Below are 15,037 nucleotides of genomic sequence, written 5' to 3'. Positions count from 1 at the left end.
TTATAAAGGAGTCTAATTATGCCTCGTCGTCGTATAATAGGTCAACGTAAAATTTTACCTGATCCGAAATTTTCTTCAGAATTATTAGCTAAATTTATTAATATATTGATGATTGATGGTAAAAAATCTATTGCAGAAAACATTGTTTATTCGGCTTTATCGATTTTATCTGAAAAATTAAAAAAGAAAGAATTAGATGTTTTTATGCTTGCTTTAGATAATGTTAAACCTTCTGTAGAAGTAAAATCACGTCGTGTCGGAGGGTCAACGTATCAAGTTCCAATAGAAGTTCGTCCTGTTAGAAAAAATGCTTTAGCAATGCGTTGGATTGTATCTGCAGCTCGTAAACGTACAGATAAATCTATGGCAGTTCGATTAACAAATGAATTATTAGATGCTGTAGAAAATAAAGGTTTAGCTGTACGAAAACGTGAAGAAGTCCATAAAATGGCTGATGCTAATAAAGCTTTTGCACATTATCGTTGGTAATTTTAATTTTAATAAGTATTTTTTTATTTTATAAATAAATTTTATTTGTTTATAATAAAATTATAATAATACGAGGATTTTATGGCACGTATAACACCGATTACTCAATATCGAAATATTGGTATTAGTGCGCACATTGATGCTGGAAAAACAACTACAACAGAACGTATATTATTTTATACTGGAATTAATCATAAAATTGGTGAAGTTCACGATGGTGCCGCTACAATGGATTGGATGGTACAAGAACAAGAACGTGGTATTACAATTACTTCAGCAGCAACTACTACTTTTTGGTCAGGAATGGCTAATCAATTTTTATCACATAGAATTAATATTATTGATACTCCTGGACATGTTGATTTCACTATTGAAGTAGAACGATCAATGAGAATATTAGATGGAGTTGTGATGATTTATTGTGCGGTTGGTGGTGTTCAACCTCAATCAGAAACTGTTTGGAGACAAGCTAATAAATATAAAGTACCTAGGATTGCATTTATTAATAAAATGGATCGAATGGGTGCTGATTTTTTAAAAGTAGTTAATCAAATTCATATACGATTGAATACTATAGCGGTTCCTATTCAATTATCTATTGGTGCAGAAGAACATTTTAAAGGTGTTGTTGATTTAGTGAAAATGAAAGCAATTAAATGGTCTGATAAAGACCAAGGTATAACTTTTAAATATATTGATATTCCAAAAGAATTAGTATCTGTTTCTAAAAAATGGCACATGAATTTAGTAGAAATTGCAGCTGAAGCAAATGATCAACTAATGGAAAAATATTTACAAAACGAATATTTAGAAGAACAAGATATTAAAAAAGGATTAAGGATTAGATCTTTAAATAATGAAATCACTTTAATAACATGTGGATCAGCTTTTAAAAATAAAGGTGTACAAGCGTTATTAGATGCGATTGTTGATTATTTACCTTCACCTCAAGATATTGATGATACTAAAGAGTATATAAAAAATAAAAATTATATCAATTCTAATCGTAAATCTGATGATAAACAACCTTTTTCTGCTTTAGCTTTTAAAATTGCATCTGATGCTTTTGTTGGAAATTTAACTTTTTTTCGTGTTTATTCTGGGATTGTTCGATCTGGAGATGTAGTTTTAAATTCTGTTAAAAATCATACTGAACGATTTGGTCGAATTGTTCAAATGCATGCAAATAAACGAGAAGAAATTAAAGAAGTACGAGCAGGAGATATTGCTGCAGCAATAGGTTTGAAAAATGTTACGACCGGTGATACGTTATGTGATATAAAATATCCTATAATTTTAGAAAAAATGGATTTTCCTGAACCAGTAATTTCAATTGCTGTAGAGCCTAAGACAAAAGTAGATCAAGAAAAAATGGGATTAGCATTAAATAGATTAGCTAAAGAAGATCCTTCTTTTCGGGTATGGACAGATAATGAGTCTAATCAAACTATTGTGGCGGGTATGGGAGAATTACATTTAGAAATTATTATTGATCGTATGAAACGTGAATTCAAGGTAGATGCTAATATAGGAAAACCACAAGTTGCATATCGTGAAACAATTTTAAAAAAGGTTTTTAATATTTCTGGTAAACATATTAAACAATCAGGAGGACGAGGTCAATATGGACATGTTGTAATTGATATTTTTCCTTTACAATCAAATAGTTCTTCTGGATATTCTTTTATAAATGATATTAAAGGAGGTGCAATTCCAGGAGAATACATTTCTGCTATTGATAAAGGTATTCAAGAACAGTTAAAATCAGGTCCTTTAGCAGGATATCCTGTTGTAGATATTGGAATTCGTTTGCATGATGGTTCATATCATGATGTTGATTCTTCTGAATTAGCTTTTAAATTAGCGGCTTCTTATGCGTTTAAATCAGCGTTTAAGCAAGCTAATCCAATTTTATTAGAGCCAATTATGCAAGTAGAAGTAGAAACTCCTGAAGAATATATGGGTGATGTTATTGGAGATATTAATCGACGACGTGGAATTATTGAAGGTATGACTGATGATGCTATTGGAGGTAAAAATATTAAGGCATATATTCCTTTATCAGAAATGTTTGGTTATGCAACTGATTTACGATCTCAAACACAAGGTAGAGCTTCTTATTCTATGGAATTTATGAAATATACAGAAGCACCTGATATAATTTGTGATTCAATTATTTCGAATCGATAAGTTTAATATATATCAATTATAATAATAATTTATGATAATTTTTTATAAATATCATTTAAATCATTAAGGATGAAATAATGTCAAAAGAAAAATTTAATCGTTCTAAACCACATATTAATGTAGGAACTATTGGACATGTAGATCACGGCAAAACTACTTTAACAGCGGCAATTACGACTGTTTTATCTAAGAGATTTGGTGGTACAGCTTGTGCATTTGAACAAATCGATAATGCTCCAGAAGAAAAAGCTAGAGGAATTACTATTAATACATCACATGTTGAATATGATACTAAAATTCGTCATTACGCTCATGTGGATTGTCCGGGTCATGCAGATTATATAAAAAATATGATTACTGGTGCTGCTCAAATGGATGGTGCGATATTAGTTGTAGCAGCAACTGATGGTCCGATGCCTCAAACTAGAGAACATATCTTGTTGGGTAGACAAGTGGGTGTACCTCATATTATCGTTTTTTTGAATAAGTGTGATATGGTAGATGATGAAGAGTTGTTAGAATTAGTTGAAATGGAAGTTCGTGATTTATTAACACAATATGATTTTCCCGGAGATGATATCCCAATTGTTCGAGGATCTGCACTAAAAGCTTTAGAAGGTGAAAAAATTTGGGAGGATAAAATTATTGAGTTAGCAAATTACTTAGATACATATATTCCTATACCGATTAGAGCAATTGATGAACCATTTTTATTACCAATAGAAGATGTTTTTTCGATTTCCGGAAGAGGTACAGTGGTAACTGGACGTATTGAACGAGGTGTTATTAAGGTAGGTGAAGAAATTGAAATTGTTGGAATAAAATCTACTACTAAAACAATATGCACAGGAGTTGAAATGTTTCGCAAATTATTAGATGAAGGTCGTGCTGGAGAAAATGTTGGAATTTTGTTAAGGGGTACAAAACGTGATGATATTGAACGTGGACAAGTTCTTGCAAAACCCGGTACTATTCATCCTCATTTAAAATTTGAATCTGAAGTATACGTTTTATCTAAAGAGGAAGGTGGAAGACATACTCCATTTTTTAAAGGGTATCGTCCTCAATTTTATTTTCGTACGACTGATGTTACAGGTTCTATTGAATTACCTGATAATGTAGAAATGGTAATGCCTGGAGATAATATAAAAATGGTTGTTAGCTTAATACATCCTATTGCAATGGCAGAAGGATTACGTTTTGCAATTCGAGAAGGAGGACGTACAGTTGGAGCAGGTGTAGTCACAAAAGTGATTGCATAATTTTAATATAAATTTTATTATATATCAATATTTTGACATTTTGTCAAGAATAGAGTGTTATCTCTTTTCTTGACATATTTATATGTTATATATTAATTATTTTTTGATGGAAATTAATTAATTTTTTACAAGTTCAATAATTTTGAGCTTATTATTATTTTTGATAATTATATAATTAAAAAAAATAATAATTTTATTTAATTACCTTAATAAAGGTAGGTTTTATTTAAATAAGGAGTTCTGTATTTATGCAGAATCAAAGAATTCGTATTCGTTTAAAAGCTTTTGATTATCGTTTAATTGATCAATCTACTACAGAAATTGTAGATACAGCAAAACGTACGGGAGCTAAAGTATTAGGACCAATTCCTTTACCAACCCGAAAAGAACGATTTACTATTTTAATATCACCACATGTTAATAAAGATGCTCGTGATCAATATGAAATTAGAACTCATAAACGCTTGATTGATATTGTGGAACCAACAGAAAAAACAGTTGATGCGTTAATGCGTTTAGATTTAGCTGCAGGTGTTGATGTTCAAATTAGTTTAGGTTAAATTAAAATTATTATAAATATTAAGTGTTAACTAATAAGGGCAAATAAGCCATGATAGGTTTAGTGGGTAAAAAATTAGGAATGACACGTATTTTTACAGATGATAATTCATCTGTTCCTGTAACTGTTATTGAAATACTTGACAACGTTGTAGTACAGATTAAATCTTTAAAAACTGATTGTTATGAATCTATTCAAGTTACTACTGGAACGAAAAAAAAAAATAGTATTTTAAAGCCAGAACAAGGTCATTTTATTAAATACAATGTACCTGTTGGTAGGGGTTTATGGGAATTTAAATGTAACACTATATCACAATTTAAATGTGGTCAAGTAATAAAAGTTAGTTCGTTTAATCATGTTAAAAAAGTAGATGTTACAGGTATAACTAAAGGAAAAGGTTTTTCGGGTACAGTGAAACGTTGGAATTTCAGGATGCAAGATGCCACTCATGGTAACTCTTTATCTCATCGTGTTCCTGGATCTATTGGTCAAAATCAAACTCCTGGTCATGTTTTTAAAGGAAAAAAAATGTCCGGTCATTTGGGTCATGTACGTGTTACTATTCAAAATTTACAAGTAATAAAAATCGATGATATTAAAAAAATAATTTTAATTAAAGGTTCTGTTCCTGGTTCTATTGGTGGAGATTTGATATTAAATCCTTCTGTTAAGGAAAAATAAAGGAGTATCAAAATATGGAAGTAATGTGTTATGACACAGGTACAACATATATGTTGTCTGAAAATATTTTTAATGTTTCATTTAATGAACCGCTTGTTCATCAAATCACAGTTGCATATTTAACTCGTAAAAGACAAGGTAGCAAAGCTCAAAAAAGTAGATCAGAAGTATCTGGATCAGGAAAAAAACCGTGGAGACAAAAGGGAACAGGTAGAGCTCGTTCAGGATCGTTAAGGAGCCCTCTTTGGAGATCAGGTGGTGTATCATTTGCTGCGAAGCCTAAAAAGTATCTTGTAAAAATAAATAAAAAGATGTATCAAGGCGCTATAAAGAGTATTTTTTCGGAATTAATTAGACAAAATCGTTTATTTTTATTTACAGAGTTTTATGTACAAGATTTCAAAACAAAATTTTTATTTAAAAAATTACACTCTATGAATTTTAAACGTGTTTTAATTATTACAGATAGTATTTGTCGTAATTTATTTTACGCGTCTAGAAATTTATATAATGTTTGTGTTTTAAATGTACATTCTATTAATCCCGTTAGTTTGATATCATATGATAATGTATTGATAACAATATCAGCAATTAAAAAAATTGAGGCTATGTTTCAATGATTCTTACAGAAAGATTATTAAAAATAATATTAGCGCCGCATATTTCTGATAAGACATCAGATAATATACAAAAGAATAGTACTGTAGTAGTGAAAGTATTAAAGAATTCTACAAAATTTGAAATTAAATCAGCTATTGAAAAACTTTTTAATGTTAGAGTATATAAGATTAATACACTTATTGTTAAAGGTAAAAGAAAACGTCAAAAAAATAAAGCATTTAAGCGTAGTGATTGGAAAAAAGCATATATAATTTTAAGATCAGGTCAAAATTTGGAGTTTTTAGGTCATTCTAAGTAAATAGAATAAGGAGTTTCTATGGTAATTGTCAAATGTAAACCAACATCGCCCGGTAGACGTCATGTAATAAAAGTTGTTCATCCTAATTTATACAAAGGAAGACCTTATGCTCCTTTATTACAAAAAAAAAACAAAACGGGAGGTAGAAATAATTATGGCCGTATAACTATGCGTCATATAGGTGGTGGACATAAAAAATTATATCGTTTTATTGATTTTAAACGATGTAAAGATAACGTTAAAGCAGTTGTTCAAAGAATTGAATATGATCCGAATCGGTCATCTAATATAGCACTAATATTATATCGTGATGGTAGTAGAAATTATATTTTAGAGCCTAAAGGCATTAAAGTAGGTGATATTATAGAATCTGGAAATTCAGTATTAATTAAGTTAGGAAATGCTTTACCATTAAAAAATATTCCAATTGGAACTATTATACATAATATTGAAATAAAAATTGGCAAAGGGGGTCAAATTGCGCGATCTGCTGGTAATTATGCGCAATTGATATCAAAAGAAGATCGATATGCTGTTATTCGTTTACGATCAGGAGAATTAAGAAAAATTCATATAAATTGTCGAGCTACTATAGGTGAAGTGGGCAATGCAGAACATATGTTACGTATTTTAGGTAAAGCTGGAGCTAGTCGTCGATTTGGTATAAGACCCACAGTACGTGGTACAGCGATGAATCCTGTAGATCATCCACATGGGGGTGGTGAGGGAAGAAATTTTGGTAAACATCCTGTTAGTCCTTGGGGCTTGAAAACAAAAGGTAAAAAAACTAGAAGTAATAAACGAACTGAAAGATTTATTGTGCGTCACAGAAAAAAATAATTATATAAGGAAAATATATGCCACGTTCTCTTAGAAAAGGTCCTTTTATTGATGTTCATTTATTGAATAAGATTCAAAAAACATTAAGAGATAAAAAAAAAAAACCAGTTCGTACATGGTCTCGAAGATCTACTATTTTTCCAAATATGATCGGTTTAACTATATTAGTACATAACGGTCGTCAACATATTCCTATATTTATTACAGAAGAAATGGTTGGTCATAAATTAGGAGAGTTTTCTATTACGAGAACTTATAAAGGACATACTGCAGATAAAAAAATTAAAAAAACAATTAAATAAACTATAAAAAAATATAATATGAATATATTAGCTAAGTATAATCAAATTCGTTCTTCTGCTCAAAAAATTCGTCTTGTTGCCGATATTGTTCGCGGAAAAAATGTATTATTAGCATTACGTATTTTATCAAATGTAAATAAAAAATCAGCATTTTTAATAAAAAAATTGTTACAATCTGCAATTTCTAATGCTGAACATAATTATGGTTGTGATTCAAAAATATTAATTATTTCAAAAATTTTTGTTGACAGTGGTAGTAGTTTAAAGCGTATGATGCCTCGTGCAAAGGGTAGAGCAGATCGAATTTTAAAACGAACGAGTCACATGACGATAATTTTATCTGATATTAAACGTTCTGGAGGATCATAATGGGTCAAAAAGTACATCCTAATGGTATGCGTTTAGGTATTATTAGATCATGGAATTCTATTTGGTTTGCTAGCAAAAAGGAATTTCCTAATTATATAGATAGTGATTTTAAAGTTCGTAGTTTTATTATGAAAAAATTAATAACAGCTTCAATATCGAAAATTATTATTGAGCGTTTATCAAAAAGTATTAAATTAACAATATATACAGCTAGACCAGGTATTGTAATTGGTAAAAAAGGTGAAGATGTTGAAAAATTACGTGTTGAGGTTTCTAAGTTAACTAGTGTACCAGCTCAAATTAATATTTCAGAAATTAGAAAACCAGAATTAGATGCTAAATTAGTAGCTGATAACATTGCTTCGCAGTTAGAAAGACGAATAATGTTTCGTAGAGCTATGAAACGCTCTGTACAAAATGCTATTCGTCAAGGAGCAAAAGGTATTAAAGTTGAAATAAGTGGACGATTAGGTGGTGTAGAAATTGCACGCAGAGAATGGTATAGGGAAGGTAGGGTACCTTTGCATACGTTAAGAGCAGATATTGAATATAGTACTTCAGAAGCACATACTACATATGGAGTAATTGGTGTAAAAGTATGGATTTTTAAAGGTGAAATATTAGGTGGTACGACTTTAAATCATAAGAAAGATAAAAAAAAAATTAGTCCACTGAAAAAGTTTTCTCGAAAATATCGCAGATAAACATTATGGAGATTGGTGTATATGTTACAACCAAAACGTACAAAATTTCGTAAAATGCATAAAGGAAAAAATCGAGGTTTGTCTGTAGATAATAAAATTAATTTTGGTACATATGGTCTAAAAGCTATTGATAGAGGTAGATTAACATCTCGACAAATTGAATCTGCTCGCAGAACAATTACAAGATCCGTAAAACGTCAAGGTAAAATGTGGATTCGCATTTTTCCAGATAAACCTATTACACAAAAACCTCTAGAAGTACGTATGGGTAAAGGAAAAGGTAATGTTGAATATTGGGTAGCATTAGTACAGCCCGGTAAAATATTATATGAGGTTGAAGGTATATCAGAAGAAGAATCTCGATCTGTATTTAAATTAGCGTCATCTAAACTGCCTATTAAAACTATTTTTGTTTCTAAAGTGGTAAAGTAATTATGCATGATATTAGAGAATATAATATTAGTGAACAGGATTTAAAAAAAAAATTATTGGAATCATTACAAGAACAATTTAATATTCGTCTTCAGTTATCATCTGGAAAGTTAAAAAAAACACATTTAATAAAAAAAGTCAGAAAAAAGATTGCGCGTATAAAAACATTGTTAACAGATCGGATAAATAATAAATCATGAATAAAAAAAAAAATATTTTACAAGGTTATGTGACTAGCAATAAAATGCAAAAATCTGTTATTGTTGCTATAGATCGTAGGGTAAAACATATTATTTATGGTAAGTTTATAAATAAAAGAACAAAATTGTGCGTACATGATGAAAAAGATGTTTGTAATATTGGAGATTTAGTTGAAATACATGAATGTCGGCCAATATCTAAAACAAAATCTTGGACTTTATTACGTGTTGTAGAAAAATCTATAATTTAAAATTTTTTATTTTTATAACAAGGAGGCATGAGAATTGCATATAGATAGTTTCATGTCTTCTATTATGTTATTTTAACATATGTATTTTACTTTATTATTTATTTATTTTATAAATTTAGAATTATAAGGATATATATGATTCAAGTACAAACTGTTTTAAATGTAGCTGATAATTCTGGTGCACGTTTGGTTATGTGTATAAAAGTATTAGGTGGTTCTCGTCGGAGGTATGCTAGTATTGGAGATATTATAAAAGTAGCGATTAAAGAAGCAATTCCTCGTAGTAAAGTAAAAAAAGGTGATGTTATGAAAGCCGTTATTGTACGTACTAAGAAAGGAATTCGTAGAGTAGATGGATCAATGATTCGTTTTGATAATAACGCATGTGTTATTCTAAATGATGCGACTGGACAACCTATTGGAACTCGTATATTTGGTCCAGTTACACGAGAGTTAAGGACAGAATCTTTTATGAAAATTATCTCTTTAGCTCCAGAAGTATTATAACAAGGAAAATAAAATTATGGCTGCAAAAATACATTTAAACGATGTAGTAATCATATTAACTGGACGAGATAAAGGTAAAATTGGTATAGTAAAAAAAATATATCGTAGTAATAATATGTTAATTGTACAAGGTATTAATATGGTCAAAAAACATCAGAAAGCAATTCCAGAAAGACAGCAAATTGGTGGTATTATTGTAAAAGAATCACCTATTCATATATCTAATGTATCAATTTTTAATCAAAAAACCAATAAAATGGATAAAATAGAATTTTTTTGGGTTTCAGGTAAAAAAATACGTAGATATAAATCTACTCACGAAGAACTATTAAAATAAAATAAGGTTTTTATGTCTAGATTACATCGTTATTATATTACTGATGTTGTTCCTAAACTAATGAATGAATTTAATTATTCTACAGTAATGGCTGTTCCTCAAATTCAAAAAATTACTTTAAATATGGGTGTAGGGAAATCAGTAACAGATAAAAAAATATTAGAACATGCAATAAATGATTTAACTCAGATTTCTGGTCAAAAACCAGTTATCACTATTGCTAAAAAATCCATTGCAACTTTTAAAATTCGTCAAGGATATCCTATTGGGTGTAAGGTTACTTTGAGGGGTAGAAGAAAATGGGATTTTTTTGATAAACTTATTACTATTGCTATACCACGAATACGTGATTTTAGAGGTATGTCTCGTAAATCTTTTGATGGAAGAGGTAATTATAGTTTAGGTATTCGTGAGCAAATTATTTTTCCTGAAATTAATTATGAAAAAATTGATTCTATTCGAGGTATGGATATTACTATTACTACGAATGCTCGATCAGATCGAGAATGTGAATCTTTGTTAGTTGCATTTAACTTTCCTTTTCAAAAATAAAATTAAATGGTGAATTATATGGCTAAGCAATCTATGAAAGAACGAGAAATTAAAAGAATTAAATTAGCATTAAAGTATCATGCAATACGATCTCAATTAAAAAAAATTATAAAATCTAAAACATCTTTAGATAAAGATCGTTGGAATGCTATGTTAAAGTTACAAACTTTACCTCGAGATTCTAGTCCATGTCGACAACGTAATCGTTGTCGACAAACTGGACGCCCACATGCTTTTTTACGTAAATTCGGATTAAGTCGTATGAAGTTACGTGAAGCTGCTATGAGAGGAGAAATTCCAGGTTTAACTAAAGCGAGTTGGTAAAGGATATTATTGTATTTTTAATTAATTTATTTTTAATATATAAGGTATATTTTATGAGTATGCAAGATCCAATAGCAGATATGTTAACTTGTATTCGTAATGGTCAAAATGCAAATAAAATTTTTGTAATTGTTCCTTTTTCCAAAATGAAGGAAAATATTATAAAAGTATTGAAATATGAAGGATATATTTATAATTATAAAATTCAAGATATAAATGTTATGCAGTTAAAAATTTTTTTAAAGTATTTTAATGGAAAATCAGTTATTGAGCATATTTCTCGTGTTAGTCGTCCAGGTTTACGTCAATATTGTAATAAGCATAAATTACCTATTGTAATGAATAATTTAGGTATTGCTATTATTTCTACATCAAGAGGAGTTATGACTGATCGAATTGCGCGACAAAAAGGATTAGGTGGAGAAGTTATATGTTATGTGGATTAGTATTATTTATCTTATTAGAGTAGAGGAATATAAAAATGTCTCGTATTGCTAAATCATTTATAATGATTCCAAAAAATGTAACTATTTTTTTTTCTGAATTAGAAGTTGCTATTAATGGACCATTAGGTTCGTTAAAACGTAAAATACATGAATGTGTTAAAATTACCAGAAAAGATGATTCTTTATTTTTTTCACATAATCATTTATCTGAATCATATGGTTGGATGCAAGCTGGTACTTATCGTTCTTTAATTTATACTATGATTATAGGGGTGACAGTTGGTTTTAAAAAACAATTAAATTTAATTGGTATTGGTTATCGTGTTATAATTGAAAAAAATAATGTTTTAAAATTATACTTAGGATTTTCACATCCGATTATTTATAAGGTTCCAAATACAATAAAAGTAATTTTATTACCTCAAAATGAGATTATTTTAACAGGAATAGATAAACAACTTGTTGGACAGGTAGCTGCTAATATACGATCTTATCGTGTTCCTGAACCATATAAAGGTAAAGGTATTCGTTATTTAAACGAAGTTGTACGTATTAAAGAGGCGAAAAAAAAGTAGTATGAAAGGAAAATTAAGCAAAAAATATTCTCGTATTAGACGTTATACTAAAATACGTAAAAATATTTCTAGTCGTCGTATGTTTCGATTAGTTGTACATCGTACTTCTAGACATGTATATGCGCAAATTATTTATCGTGATACAGCAAAAGTATCTGTATGTGCTTCTACATTAGAATTTAAAAAATTAAATATTAATGATGTTTATACCGGTAATAAATATTCTGCTAAGATAATCGGTCAATTAGTTGCACAACGAGCATTAAAAAAAGGAATAAAAACTGTTTTTTTTGATCGTTCTGGTTTTAAATATCATGGTCGAATAAAAGAATTAGCTGAATCAGCTCGTATATCGGGTTTAATTTTTTAAAAATGGAGATATATATGAATTTTGATAAAAAATTATCTGTAGAATTACAAGAAAAATTAATTTCCGTAAATCGTGTATCAAAAACAGTTAAAGGTGGAAGAATTTTTTCTTTTACAGCGTTAACGGTAGTAGGTGATGGTAACGGAAAAATTGGATTTGGTTATGGAAAAGCTCGTGAAGTACCTTCAGCGATTCAAAAAGCTATGGAACAAGCAAGAAAAAATATGATTTTAATTCCATTATTCCATAAGACAATTCAACATTCTGTGTATGGTTCTCATACAGGATCTAATATATTTATGAAGCCTGCATCAGAAGGTACGGGAATTATTGCTGGAGGAGCGATGAGATCTGTATTAGAAGTTATTGGTATTCAAAATATTTTAGCTAAGATATATGGATCTACTAATCCAATAAATGTAGTTCGAGCAACCATTAATGGTTTAAAAAAGGTTCGATCTCCGGATATGATTGCTAAAAAACTTGGTAAGTCGCTTATTAAGATTTAACAAAAAAAATGGTGAATTTATTTATGAAAAAAATTTTTATAACCCAAACAAAGAGTCAAATTGGTCGTCTACCGAAGCATATAGCTACTATGAAAGGATTAGGTTTACGTCATATTGGTGATATTGTAGAACGAGAAGATACTTCTGCTATTCGTGGTATGATAAAAAAAGTTTTTTATATGGTAACTGTTAAGTTAAAAGGATAAATTATGTATTTAAATTTATTATCAAATTCAGTATGTTTAAAAAAAAAAAGAAAACGTGTATGTAGAGGTATTGGATCAGGTTTGGGTAAGACAGGAGGTAGAGGACATAAAGGTCAAAAATCTCGATCTGGAGGAAAAATTCGTAATAGTTTTGAAGGAGGTCAAACACCATTATATCGTAGATTACCAAAATTTGGTTTTGTTTCTAAGAAAAAAATTTTTGTAGATGAAATTCGTTTATTTGAATTAAATCAATTATATAAATTTAAAAAGGTAGATATTTCTCTTTTAAAAAAACTAAATTTGGTTAAAAAAAATATTAAGTATGTTAAAATTATTAAATCAGGGTTTATTGATAAACCGGTAGTAATTTCTGGAATTACTGTAACTAAAGGAGCTCGTTTTTGTATTGAATCAGCCGGAGGTACTATTCAAAATTAAATATATCATTGTTTATCTAAACAACTTGTCATTAATAGAAAATATATTATGTCTACATTATATAATTTAAAAAAAAGAATATGGTTTGTTTTTATAGCTATTATAATATTTCGTATAGGGTCTTTTATCCCTATTCCTGGTGTTAATATAAAAGTTTTAGAACAATTTTTAGTCCATAAAAATAGTTCTTTGTTAACAATGTTTAATATGTTTTCTGGAGGATCGTTAAATCGTGTTTCGATATTTACATTAGGAGTGATGCCATATATCTCTTCTTCTATTATAATACAGTTATTGACATTAATTTTTTCGTATTTGCGTAATTTAAAAAAAGAAGGAGATACGGGAAATAAGAAAATTAATCAATATACTAAATATTTAACTGTATTATTATCAATAATTCAATCTATTAGTGTAATTATTGGATTACCGTTTATTCCGGGTATGCAAAATATTTTTATATTCACAGATCTTTATTTTTATGTAATAGCAGTCACTAGCTTAGTGACTGGGACTGTTTTTTTGATGTGGTTAGGAGAATTTATTACAGAAAAAGGTTTGGGTAATGGTACTTCTTTAATTATTTTTTTTGGAATAGTATCTACTTTACCGGCCTCTATAATACAAACTATTTCAGTTATGCATTTTAATTATTTAAGTTTTTTACACTTTTTTATGATTTTATTAATTATGTTTACTGCTATTTTTATAGTAGTTTTTATAGAGAAAAGTCAACGTAAAATTATTGTTTATTATGCTCGTCGTCAGCAAGTTCAACGTATGCATGCGATGCATCATAGCTTTTTACCTTTAAAAATTAATATGGCTGGAGTAGTCCCTGTAATTTTTTCATCTAGTTTAATTTTGTTTGCATCAATTATTACTACTTATTGTCGATACATGTTTAATAATTTTACTTTTTTAATAAAAATTTTTGATTTTTTTAGGTTTAATCGAAGTATTTATGTAATTATAAATATTATATTAATAATATTTTTTTCTTTTTTTTATACTAGTATAATGTTTAATGTAAAAGATACAGCTATGAATTTAAAAAAATCCGGTGCTTTTTTACCTGGAATACGACCTGGTATACGTACAGAAGAATATATTAAAAAAATTGTTTTAAAGTTAACTACAATTGGTTCTATATATACTGTATTTATATGTTTAGTACCTGATATTATGCGTGAATGGTTAAAAGTACCATTTTATTTTGGAGGTACTTCTTTATTAATTGTAGTAGTAGTATTGATGGAATTTATTATACAGATACAGACATTAATGATGTCTACTCAATATAAAAAAATATTGAAAAAAGCAAACTTATATTTAAGGAATTAAAAAATCATATATTTTTATTTTTGGAGAATTTATGAAAGTTCGTGCATCAGTTAAAAAATTATGTCGTAGTTGTAAAATTATACGTCGAAAAAATGTGATCCGCGTTATTTGTAGTAATGATCCTAAACATAAACAAAGACAAGGTTAAGATAATTAATATTAATAATATGATTATATATATCATAAATTTATAATTATAAATTATATTTTTATTAATTATTATTA

Annotated in this window: 26 protein-coding genes; all 26 read left to right on the top strand. The window is 28.5% G+C overall.

Translation table 11 applies throughout. The features are described 5' to 3' along the window. Positions 1 to 18: 18 nt before the first annotated feature. The 26 genes from rpsG to rpmJ all read left to right on the top strand — a co-directional run bounded on the left by rpsG (position 19) and on the right by rpmJ (position 14,960). Positions 19 to 489 (top strand): 30S ribosomal protein S7, encoded by a 471-nt coding sequence (rpsG, locus tag BUCILAFE3058_RS01765; protein WP_154061671.1) that lies wholly within the window; start codon positions 19 to 21, stop codon positions 487 to 489. 81 nt (positions 490 to 570) lie between these two features. Then, the gene (gene fusA / locus BUCILAFE3058_RS01760; protein ID WP_154061670.1) at positions 571 to 2,679 is read left to right on the top strand and encodes an elongation factor G; all 2,109 of its coding nucleotides are present in this window, start codon (positions 571 to 573) and stop codon (positions 2,677 to 2,679) included. Positions 2,680 to 2,756: 77 nt separating this feature from the next. Beyond that, a complete protein-coding gene (gene tuf / locus BUCILAFE3058_RS01755) occupies positions 2,757 to 3,941 on the top strand; it encodes an elongation factor Tu (RefSeq protein WP_154061669.1) in 1,185 nt (394 codons plus the stop codon). 248 nt (positions 3,942 to 4,189) lie between these two features. After that, complete coding sequence (gene rpsJ, locus BUCILAFE3058_RS01750) at positions 4,190 to 4,501, top strand: 30S ribosomal protein S10 (protein WP_154061668.1); 312 nt, start codon at positions 4,190 to 4,192, stop codon at positions 4,499 to 4,501. Positions 4,502 to 4,551: 50 nt separating this feature from the next. Then, the gene (rplC, locus tag BUCILAFE3058_RS01745; RefSeq protein WP_154061667.1) at positions 4,552 to 5,184 is read left to right on the top strand and encodes a 50S ribosomal protein L3; all 633 of its coding nucleotides are present in this window, start codon (positions 4,552 to 4,554) and stop codon (positions 5,182 to 5,184) included. Between the two features lie 14 nt (positions 5,185 to 5,198). Next, the gene (gene rplD, locus BUCILAFE3058_RS01740) at positions 5,199 to 5,804 is read left to right on the top strand and encodes a 50S ribosomal protein L4 (RefSeq protein WP_154061666.1); all 606 of its coding nucleotides are present in this window, start codon (positions 5,199 to 5,201) and stop codon (positions 5,802 to 5,804) included. Beyond that, on the top strand, positions 5,801 to 6,103 hold the full coding sequence (rplW, locus tag BUCILAFE3058_RS01735) for a 50S ribosomal protein L23 (protein ID WP_154061665.1): 303 nt from the start codon (positions 5,801 to 5,803) through the stop codon (positions 6,101 to 6,103). Before rplD ends, rplW begins: the two co-directional genes overlap by 4 nt. An 18-nt stretch (positions 6,104 to 6,121) precedes the next feature. Continuing rightward, positions 6,122 to 6,943 (top strand): 50S ribosomal protein L2, encoded by an 822-nt coding sequence (gene rplB, locus BUCILAFE3058_RS01730; RefSeq protein ID WP_154061664.1) that lies wholly within the window; start codon positions 6,122 to 6,124, stop codon positions 6,941 to 6,943. 17 nt (positions 6,944 to 6,960) lie between these two features. Further along, entirely contained in the window at positions 6,961 to 7,245 is a 285-nt protein-coding gene (rpsS, locus tag BUCILAFE3058_RS01725) for a 30S ribosomal protein S19 (protein ID WP_154061663.1), read from the top strand. An 18-nt stretch (positions 7,246 to 7,263) separates the two neighbouring features. Then, on the top strand, positions 7,264 to 7,614 hold the full coding sequence (gene rplV, locus BUCILAFE3058_RS01720; protein WP_154061662.1) for a 50S ribosomal protein L22: 351 nt from the start codon (positions 7,264 to 7,266) through the stop codon (positions 7,612 to 7,614). Further along, entirely contained in the window at positions 7,614 to 8,318 is a 705-nt protein-coding gene (gene rpsC / locus BUCILAFE3058_RS01715) for a 30S ribosomal protein S3 (protein WP_154061661.1), read from the top strand. The genes rplV and rpsC overlap by 1 nt, the downstream gene beginning before the upstream one ends. A 21-nt stretch (positions 8,319 to 8,339) precedes the next feature. Then, positions 8,340 to 8,750, top strand: coding sequence for a 50S ribosomal protein L16 (gene rplP, locus BUCILAFE3058_RS01710; protein WP_154061660.1), 411 nt, complete (start codon positions 8,340 to 8,342; stop codon positions 8,748 to 8,750). A 2-nt stretch (positions 8,751 to 8,752) separates the two neighbouring features. Further along, positions 8,753 to 8,950 carry a 50S ribosomal protein L29 gene (gene rpmC, locus BUCILAFE3058_RS01705; RefSeq protein WP_154061659.1) on the top strand — a complete coding sequence of 66 codons (198 nt, stop codon included), beginning with the start codon at positions 8,753 to 8,755 and terminating at the stop codon, positions 8,948 to 8,950. Next, entirely contained in the window at positions 8,947 to 9,201 is a 255-nt protein-coding gene (gene rpsQ, locus BUCILAFE3058_RS01700) for a 30S ribosomal protein S17 (protein ID WP_154061658.1), read from the top strand. The genes rpmC and rpsQ overlap by 4 nt, the downstream gene beginning before the upstream one ends. A 135-nt stretch (positions 9,202 to 9,336) precedes the next feature. After that, positions 9,337 to 9,708, top strand: coding sequence for a 50S ribosomal protein L14 (rplN, locus tag BUCILAFE3058_RS01695; RefSeq protein ID WP_154061657.1), 372 nt, complete (start codon positions 9,337 to 9,339; stop codon positions 9,706 to 9,708). Positions 9,709 to 9,724: 16 nt separating this feature from the next. Continuing rightward, positions 9,725 to 10,045 (top strand): 50S ribosomal protein L24, encoded by a 321-nt coding sequence (gene rplX / locus BUCILAFE3058_RS01690; RefSeq protein WP_154061656.1) that lies wholly within the window; start codon positions 9,725 to 9,727, stop codon positions 10,043 to 10,045. A gap of 12 nt (positions 10,046 to 10,057) precedes the next feature. Further along, positions 10,058 to 10,597: a 50S ribosomal protein L5 gene (rplE, locus tag BUCILAFE3058_RS01685; RefSeq protein WP_154061655.1), complete on the top strand. Its 540-nt coding sequence runs from the start codon at positions 10,058 to 10,060 to the stop codon at positions 10,595 to 10,597. Between the two features lie 18 nt (positions 10,598 to 10,615). Beyond that, positions 10,616 to 10,921: a 30S ribosomal protein S14 gene (rpsN, locus tag BUCILAFE3058_RS01680; protein ID WP_154061654.1), complete on the top strand. Its 306-nt coding sequence runs from the start codon at positions 10,616 to 10,618 to the stop codon at positions 10,919 to 10,921. 53 nt (positions 10,922 to 10,974) lie between these two features. Further along, positions 10,975 to 11,367, top strand: a complete 393-nt coding sequence (gene rpsH, locus BUCILAFE3058_RS01675) for a 30S ribosomal protein S8 (protein WP_154061653.1) — start codon at positions 10,975 to 10,977, stop codon at positions 11,365 to 11,367. Positions 11,368 to 11,402: 35 nt separating this feature from the next. Continuing rightward, a complete protein-coding gene (rplF, locus tag BUCILAFE3058_RS01670; RefSeq protein ID WP_154061652.1) occupies positions 11,403 to 11,942 on the top strand; it encodes a 50S ribosomal protein L6 in 540 nt (179 codons plus the stop codon). 1 nt (position 11,943) lies between these two features. Further along, entirely contained in the window at positions 11,944 to 12,312 is a 369-nt protein-coding gene (rplR, locus tag BUCILAFE3058_RS01665; protein WP_154061651.1) for a 50S ribosomal protein L18, read from the top strand. 14 nt (positions 12,313 to 12,326) lie between these two features. Further along, positions 12,327 to 12,821, top strand: coding sequence for a 30S ribosomal protein S5 (rpsE, locus tag BUCILAFE3058_RS01660; protein WP_154061650.1), 495 nt, complete (start codon positions 12,327 to 12,329; stop codon positions 12,819 to 12,821). Between the two features lie 23 nt (positions 12,822 to 12,844). After that, positions 12,845 to 13,027 carry a 50S ribosomal protein L30 gene (gene rpmD / locus BUCILAFE3058_RS01655; RefSeq protein ID WP_232036986.1) on the top strand — a complete coding sequence of 61 codons (183 nt, stop codon included), beginning with the start codon at positions 12,845 to 12,847 and terminating at the stop codon, positions 13,025 to 13,027. A gap of 3 nt (positions 13,028 to 13,030) precedes the next feature. Continuing rightward, positions 13,031 to 13,468, top strand: a complete 438-nt coding sequence (gene rplO / locus BUCILAFE3058_RS01650; RefSeq protein WP_154061648.1) for a 50S ribosomal protein L15 — start codon at positions 13,031 to 13,033, stop codon at positions 13,466 to 13,468. A gap of 48 nt (positions 13,469 to 13,516) precedes the next feature. Beyond that, positions 13,517 to 14,812, top strand: coding sequence for a preprotein translocase subunit SecY (secY, locus tag BUCILAFE3058_RS01645; protein ID WP_154061647.1), 1,296 nt, complete (start codon positions 13,517 to 13,519; stop codon positions 14,810 to 14,812). A 31-nt stretch (positions 14,813 to 14,843) separates the two neighbouring features. Next, the gene (gene rpmJ, locus BUCILAFE3058_RS01640) at positions 14,844 to 14,960 is read left to right on the top strand and encodes a 50S ribosomal protein L36 (protein WP_154027627.1); all 117 of its coding nucleotides are present in this window, start codon (positions 14,844 to 14,846) and stop codon (positions 14,958 to 14,960) included. Positions 14,961 to 15,037: the final 77 nt, after the last annotated feature.

The sequence above is a fragment of the Buchnera aphidicola (Cinara laricifoliae) genome, from assembly GCF_900698945.1.
In the GTDB taxonomy this organism is placed as follows: domain Bacteria; phylum Pseudomonadota; class Gammaproteobacteria; order Enterobacterales; family Enterobacteriaceae; genus Buchnera_F; species Buchnera_F aphidicola_AC.
The sequence above is the reverse complement of the archived record's forward strand: the minus strand, read 5'-3'. Positions and strand labels throughout refer to the sequence as shown.

Bases quoted from the DNA above. Each gene is read 5' to 3' on its own strand.
- rpsG (WP_154061671.1), top strand. From the start codon at position 19: ATGCCTCGTCGTCGTATAATAGGTCAACGTAAAATTTTACCTGATCCG.
- fusA (WP_154061670.1), top strand. From the start codon at position 571: ATGGCACGTATAACACCGATTACTCAATATCGAAATATTGGTATTAGT.
- tuf (WP_154061669.1), top strand. From the start codon at position 2,757: ATGTCAAAAGAAAAATTTAATCGTTCTAAACCACATATTAATGTAGGA.
- rpsJ (WP_154061668.1), top strand. From the start codon at position 4,190: ATGCAGAATCAAAGAATTCGTATTCGTTTAAAAGCTTTTGATTATCGT.
- rplC (WP_154061667.1), top strand. From the start codon at position 4,552: ATGATAGGTTTAGTGGGTAAAAAATTAGGAATGACACGTATTTTTACA.
- rplD (WP_154061666.1), top strand. From the start codon at position 5,199: ATGGAAGTAATGTGTTATGACACAGGTACAACATATATGTTGTCTGAA.
- rplW (WP_154061665.1), top strand. From the start codon at position 5,801: ATGATTCTTACAGAAAGATTATTAAAAATAATATTAGCGCCGCATATT.
- rplB (WP_154061664.1), top strand. From the start codon at position 6,122: ATGGTAATTGTCAAATGTAAACCAACATCGCCCGGTAGACGTCATGTA.
- rpsS (WP_154061663.1), top strand. From the start codon at position 6,961: ATGCCACGTTCTCTTAGAAAAGGTCCTTTTATTGATGTTCATTTATTG.
- rplV (WP_154061662.1), top strand. From the start codon at position 7,264: ATGAATATATTAGCTAAGTATAATCAAATTCGTTCTTCTGCTCAAAAA.
- rpsC (WP_154061661.1), top strand. From the start codon at position 7,614: ATGGGTCAAAAAGTACATCCTAATGGTATGCGTTTAGGTATTATTAGA.
- rplP (WP_154061660.1), top strand. From the start codon at position 8,340: ATGTTACAACCAAAACGTACAAAATTTCGTAAAATGCATAAAGGAAAA.
- rpmC (WP_154061659.1), top strand. From the start codon at position 8,753: ATGCATGATATTAGAGAATATAATATTAGTGAACAGGATTTAAAAAAA.
- rpsQ (WP_154061658.1), top strand. From the start codon at position 8,947: ATGAATAAAAAAAAAAATATTTTACAAGGTTATGTGACTAGCAATAAA.
- rplN (WP_154061657.1), top strand. From the start codon at position 9,337: ATGATTCAAGTACAAACTGTTTTAAATGTAGCTGATAATTCTGGTGCA.
- rplX (WP_154061656.1), top strand. From the start codon at position 9,725: ATGGCTGCAAAAATACATTTAAACGATGTAGTAATCATATTAACTGGA.
- rplE (WP_154061655.1), top strand. From the start codon at position 10,058: ATGTCTAGATTACATCGTTATTATATTACTGATGTTGTTCCTAAACTA.
- rpsN (WP_154061654.1), top strand. From the start codon at position 10,616: ATGGCTAAGCAATCTATGAAAGAACGAGAAATTAAAAGAATTAAATTA.
- rpsH (WP_154061653.1), top strand. From the start codon at position 10,975: ATGAGTATGCAAGATCCAATAGCAGATATGTTAACTTGTATTCGTAAT.
- rplF (WP_154061652.1), top strand. From the start codon at position 11,403: ATGTCTCGTATTGCTAAATCATTTATAATGATTCCAAAAAATGTAACT.
- rplR (WP_154061651.1), top strand. From the start codon at position 11,944: ATGAAAGGAAAATTAAGCAAAAAATATTCTCGTATTAGACGTTATACT.
- rpsE (WP_154061650.1), top strand. From the start codon at position 12,327: ATGAATTTTGATAAAAAATTATCTGTAGAATTACAAGAAAAATTAATT.
- rpmD (WP_232036986.1), top strand. From the start codon at position 12,845: ATGAAAAAAATTTTTATAACCCAAACAAAGAGTCAAATTGGTCGTCTA.
- rplO (WP_154061648.1), top strand. From the start codon at position 13,031: ATGTATTTAAATTTATTATCAAATTCAGTATGTTTAAAAAAAAAAAGA.
- secY (WP_154061647.1), top strand. From the start codon at position 13,517: ATGTCTACATTATATAATTTAAAAAAAAGAATATGGTTTGTTTTTATA.
- rpmJ (WP_154027627.1), top strand. From the start codon at position 14,844: ATGAAAGTTCGTGCATCAGTTAAAAAATTATGTCGTAGTTGTAAAATT.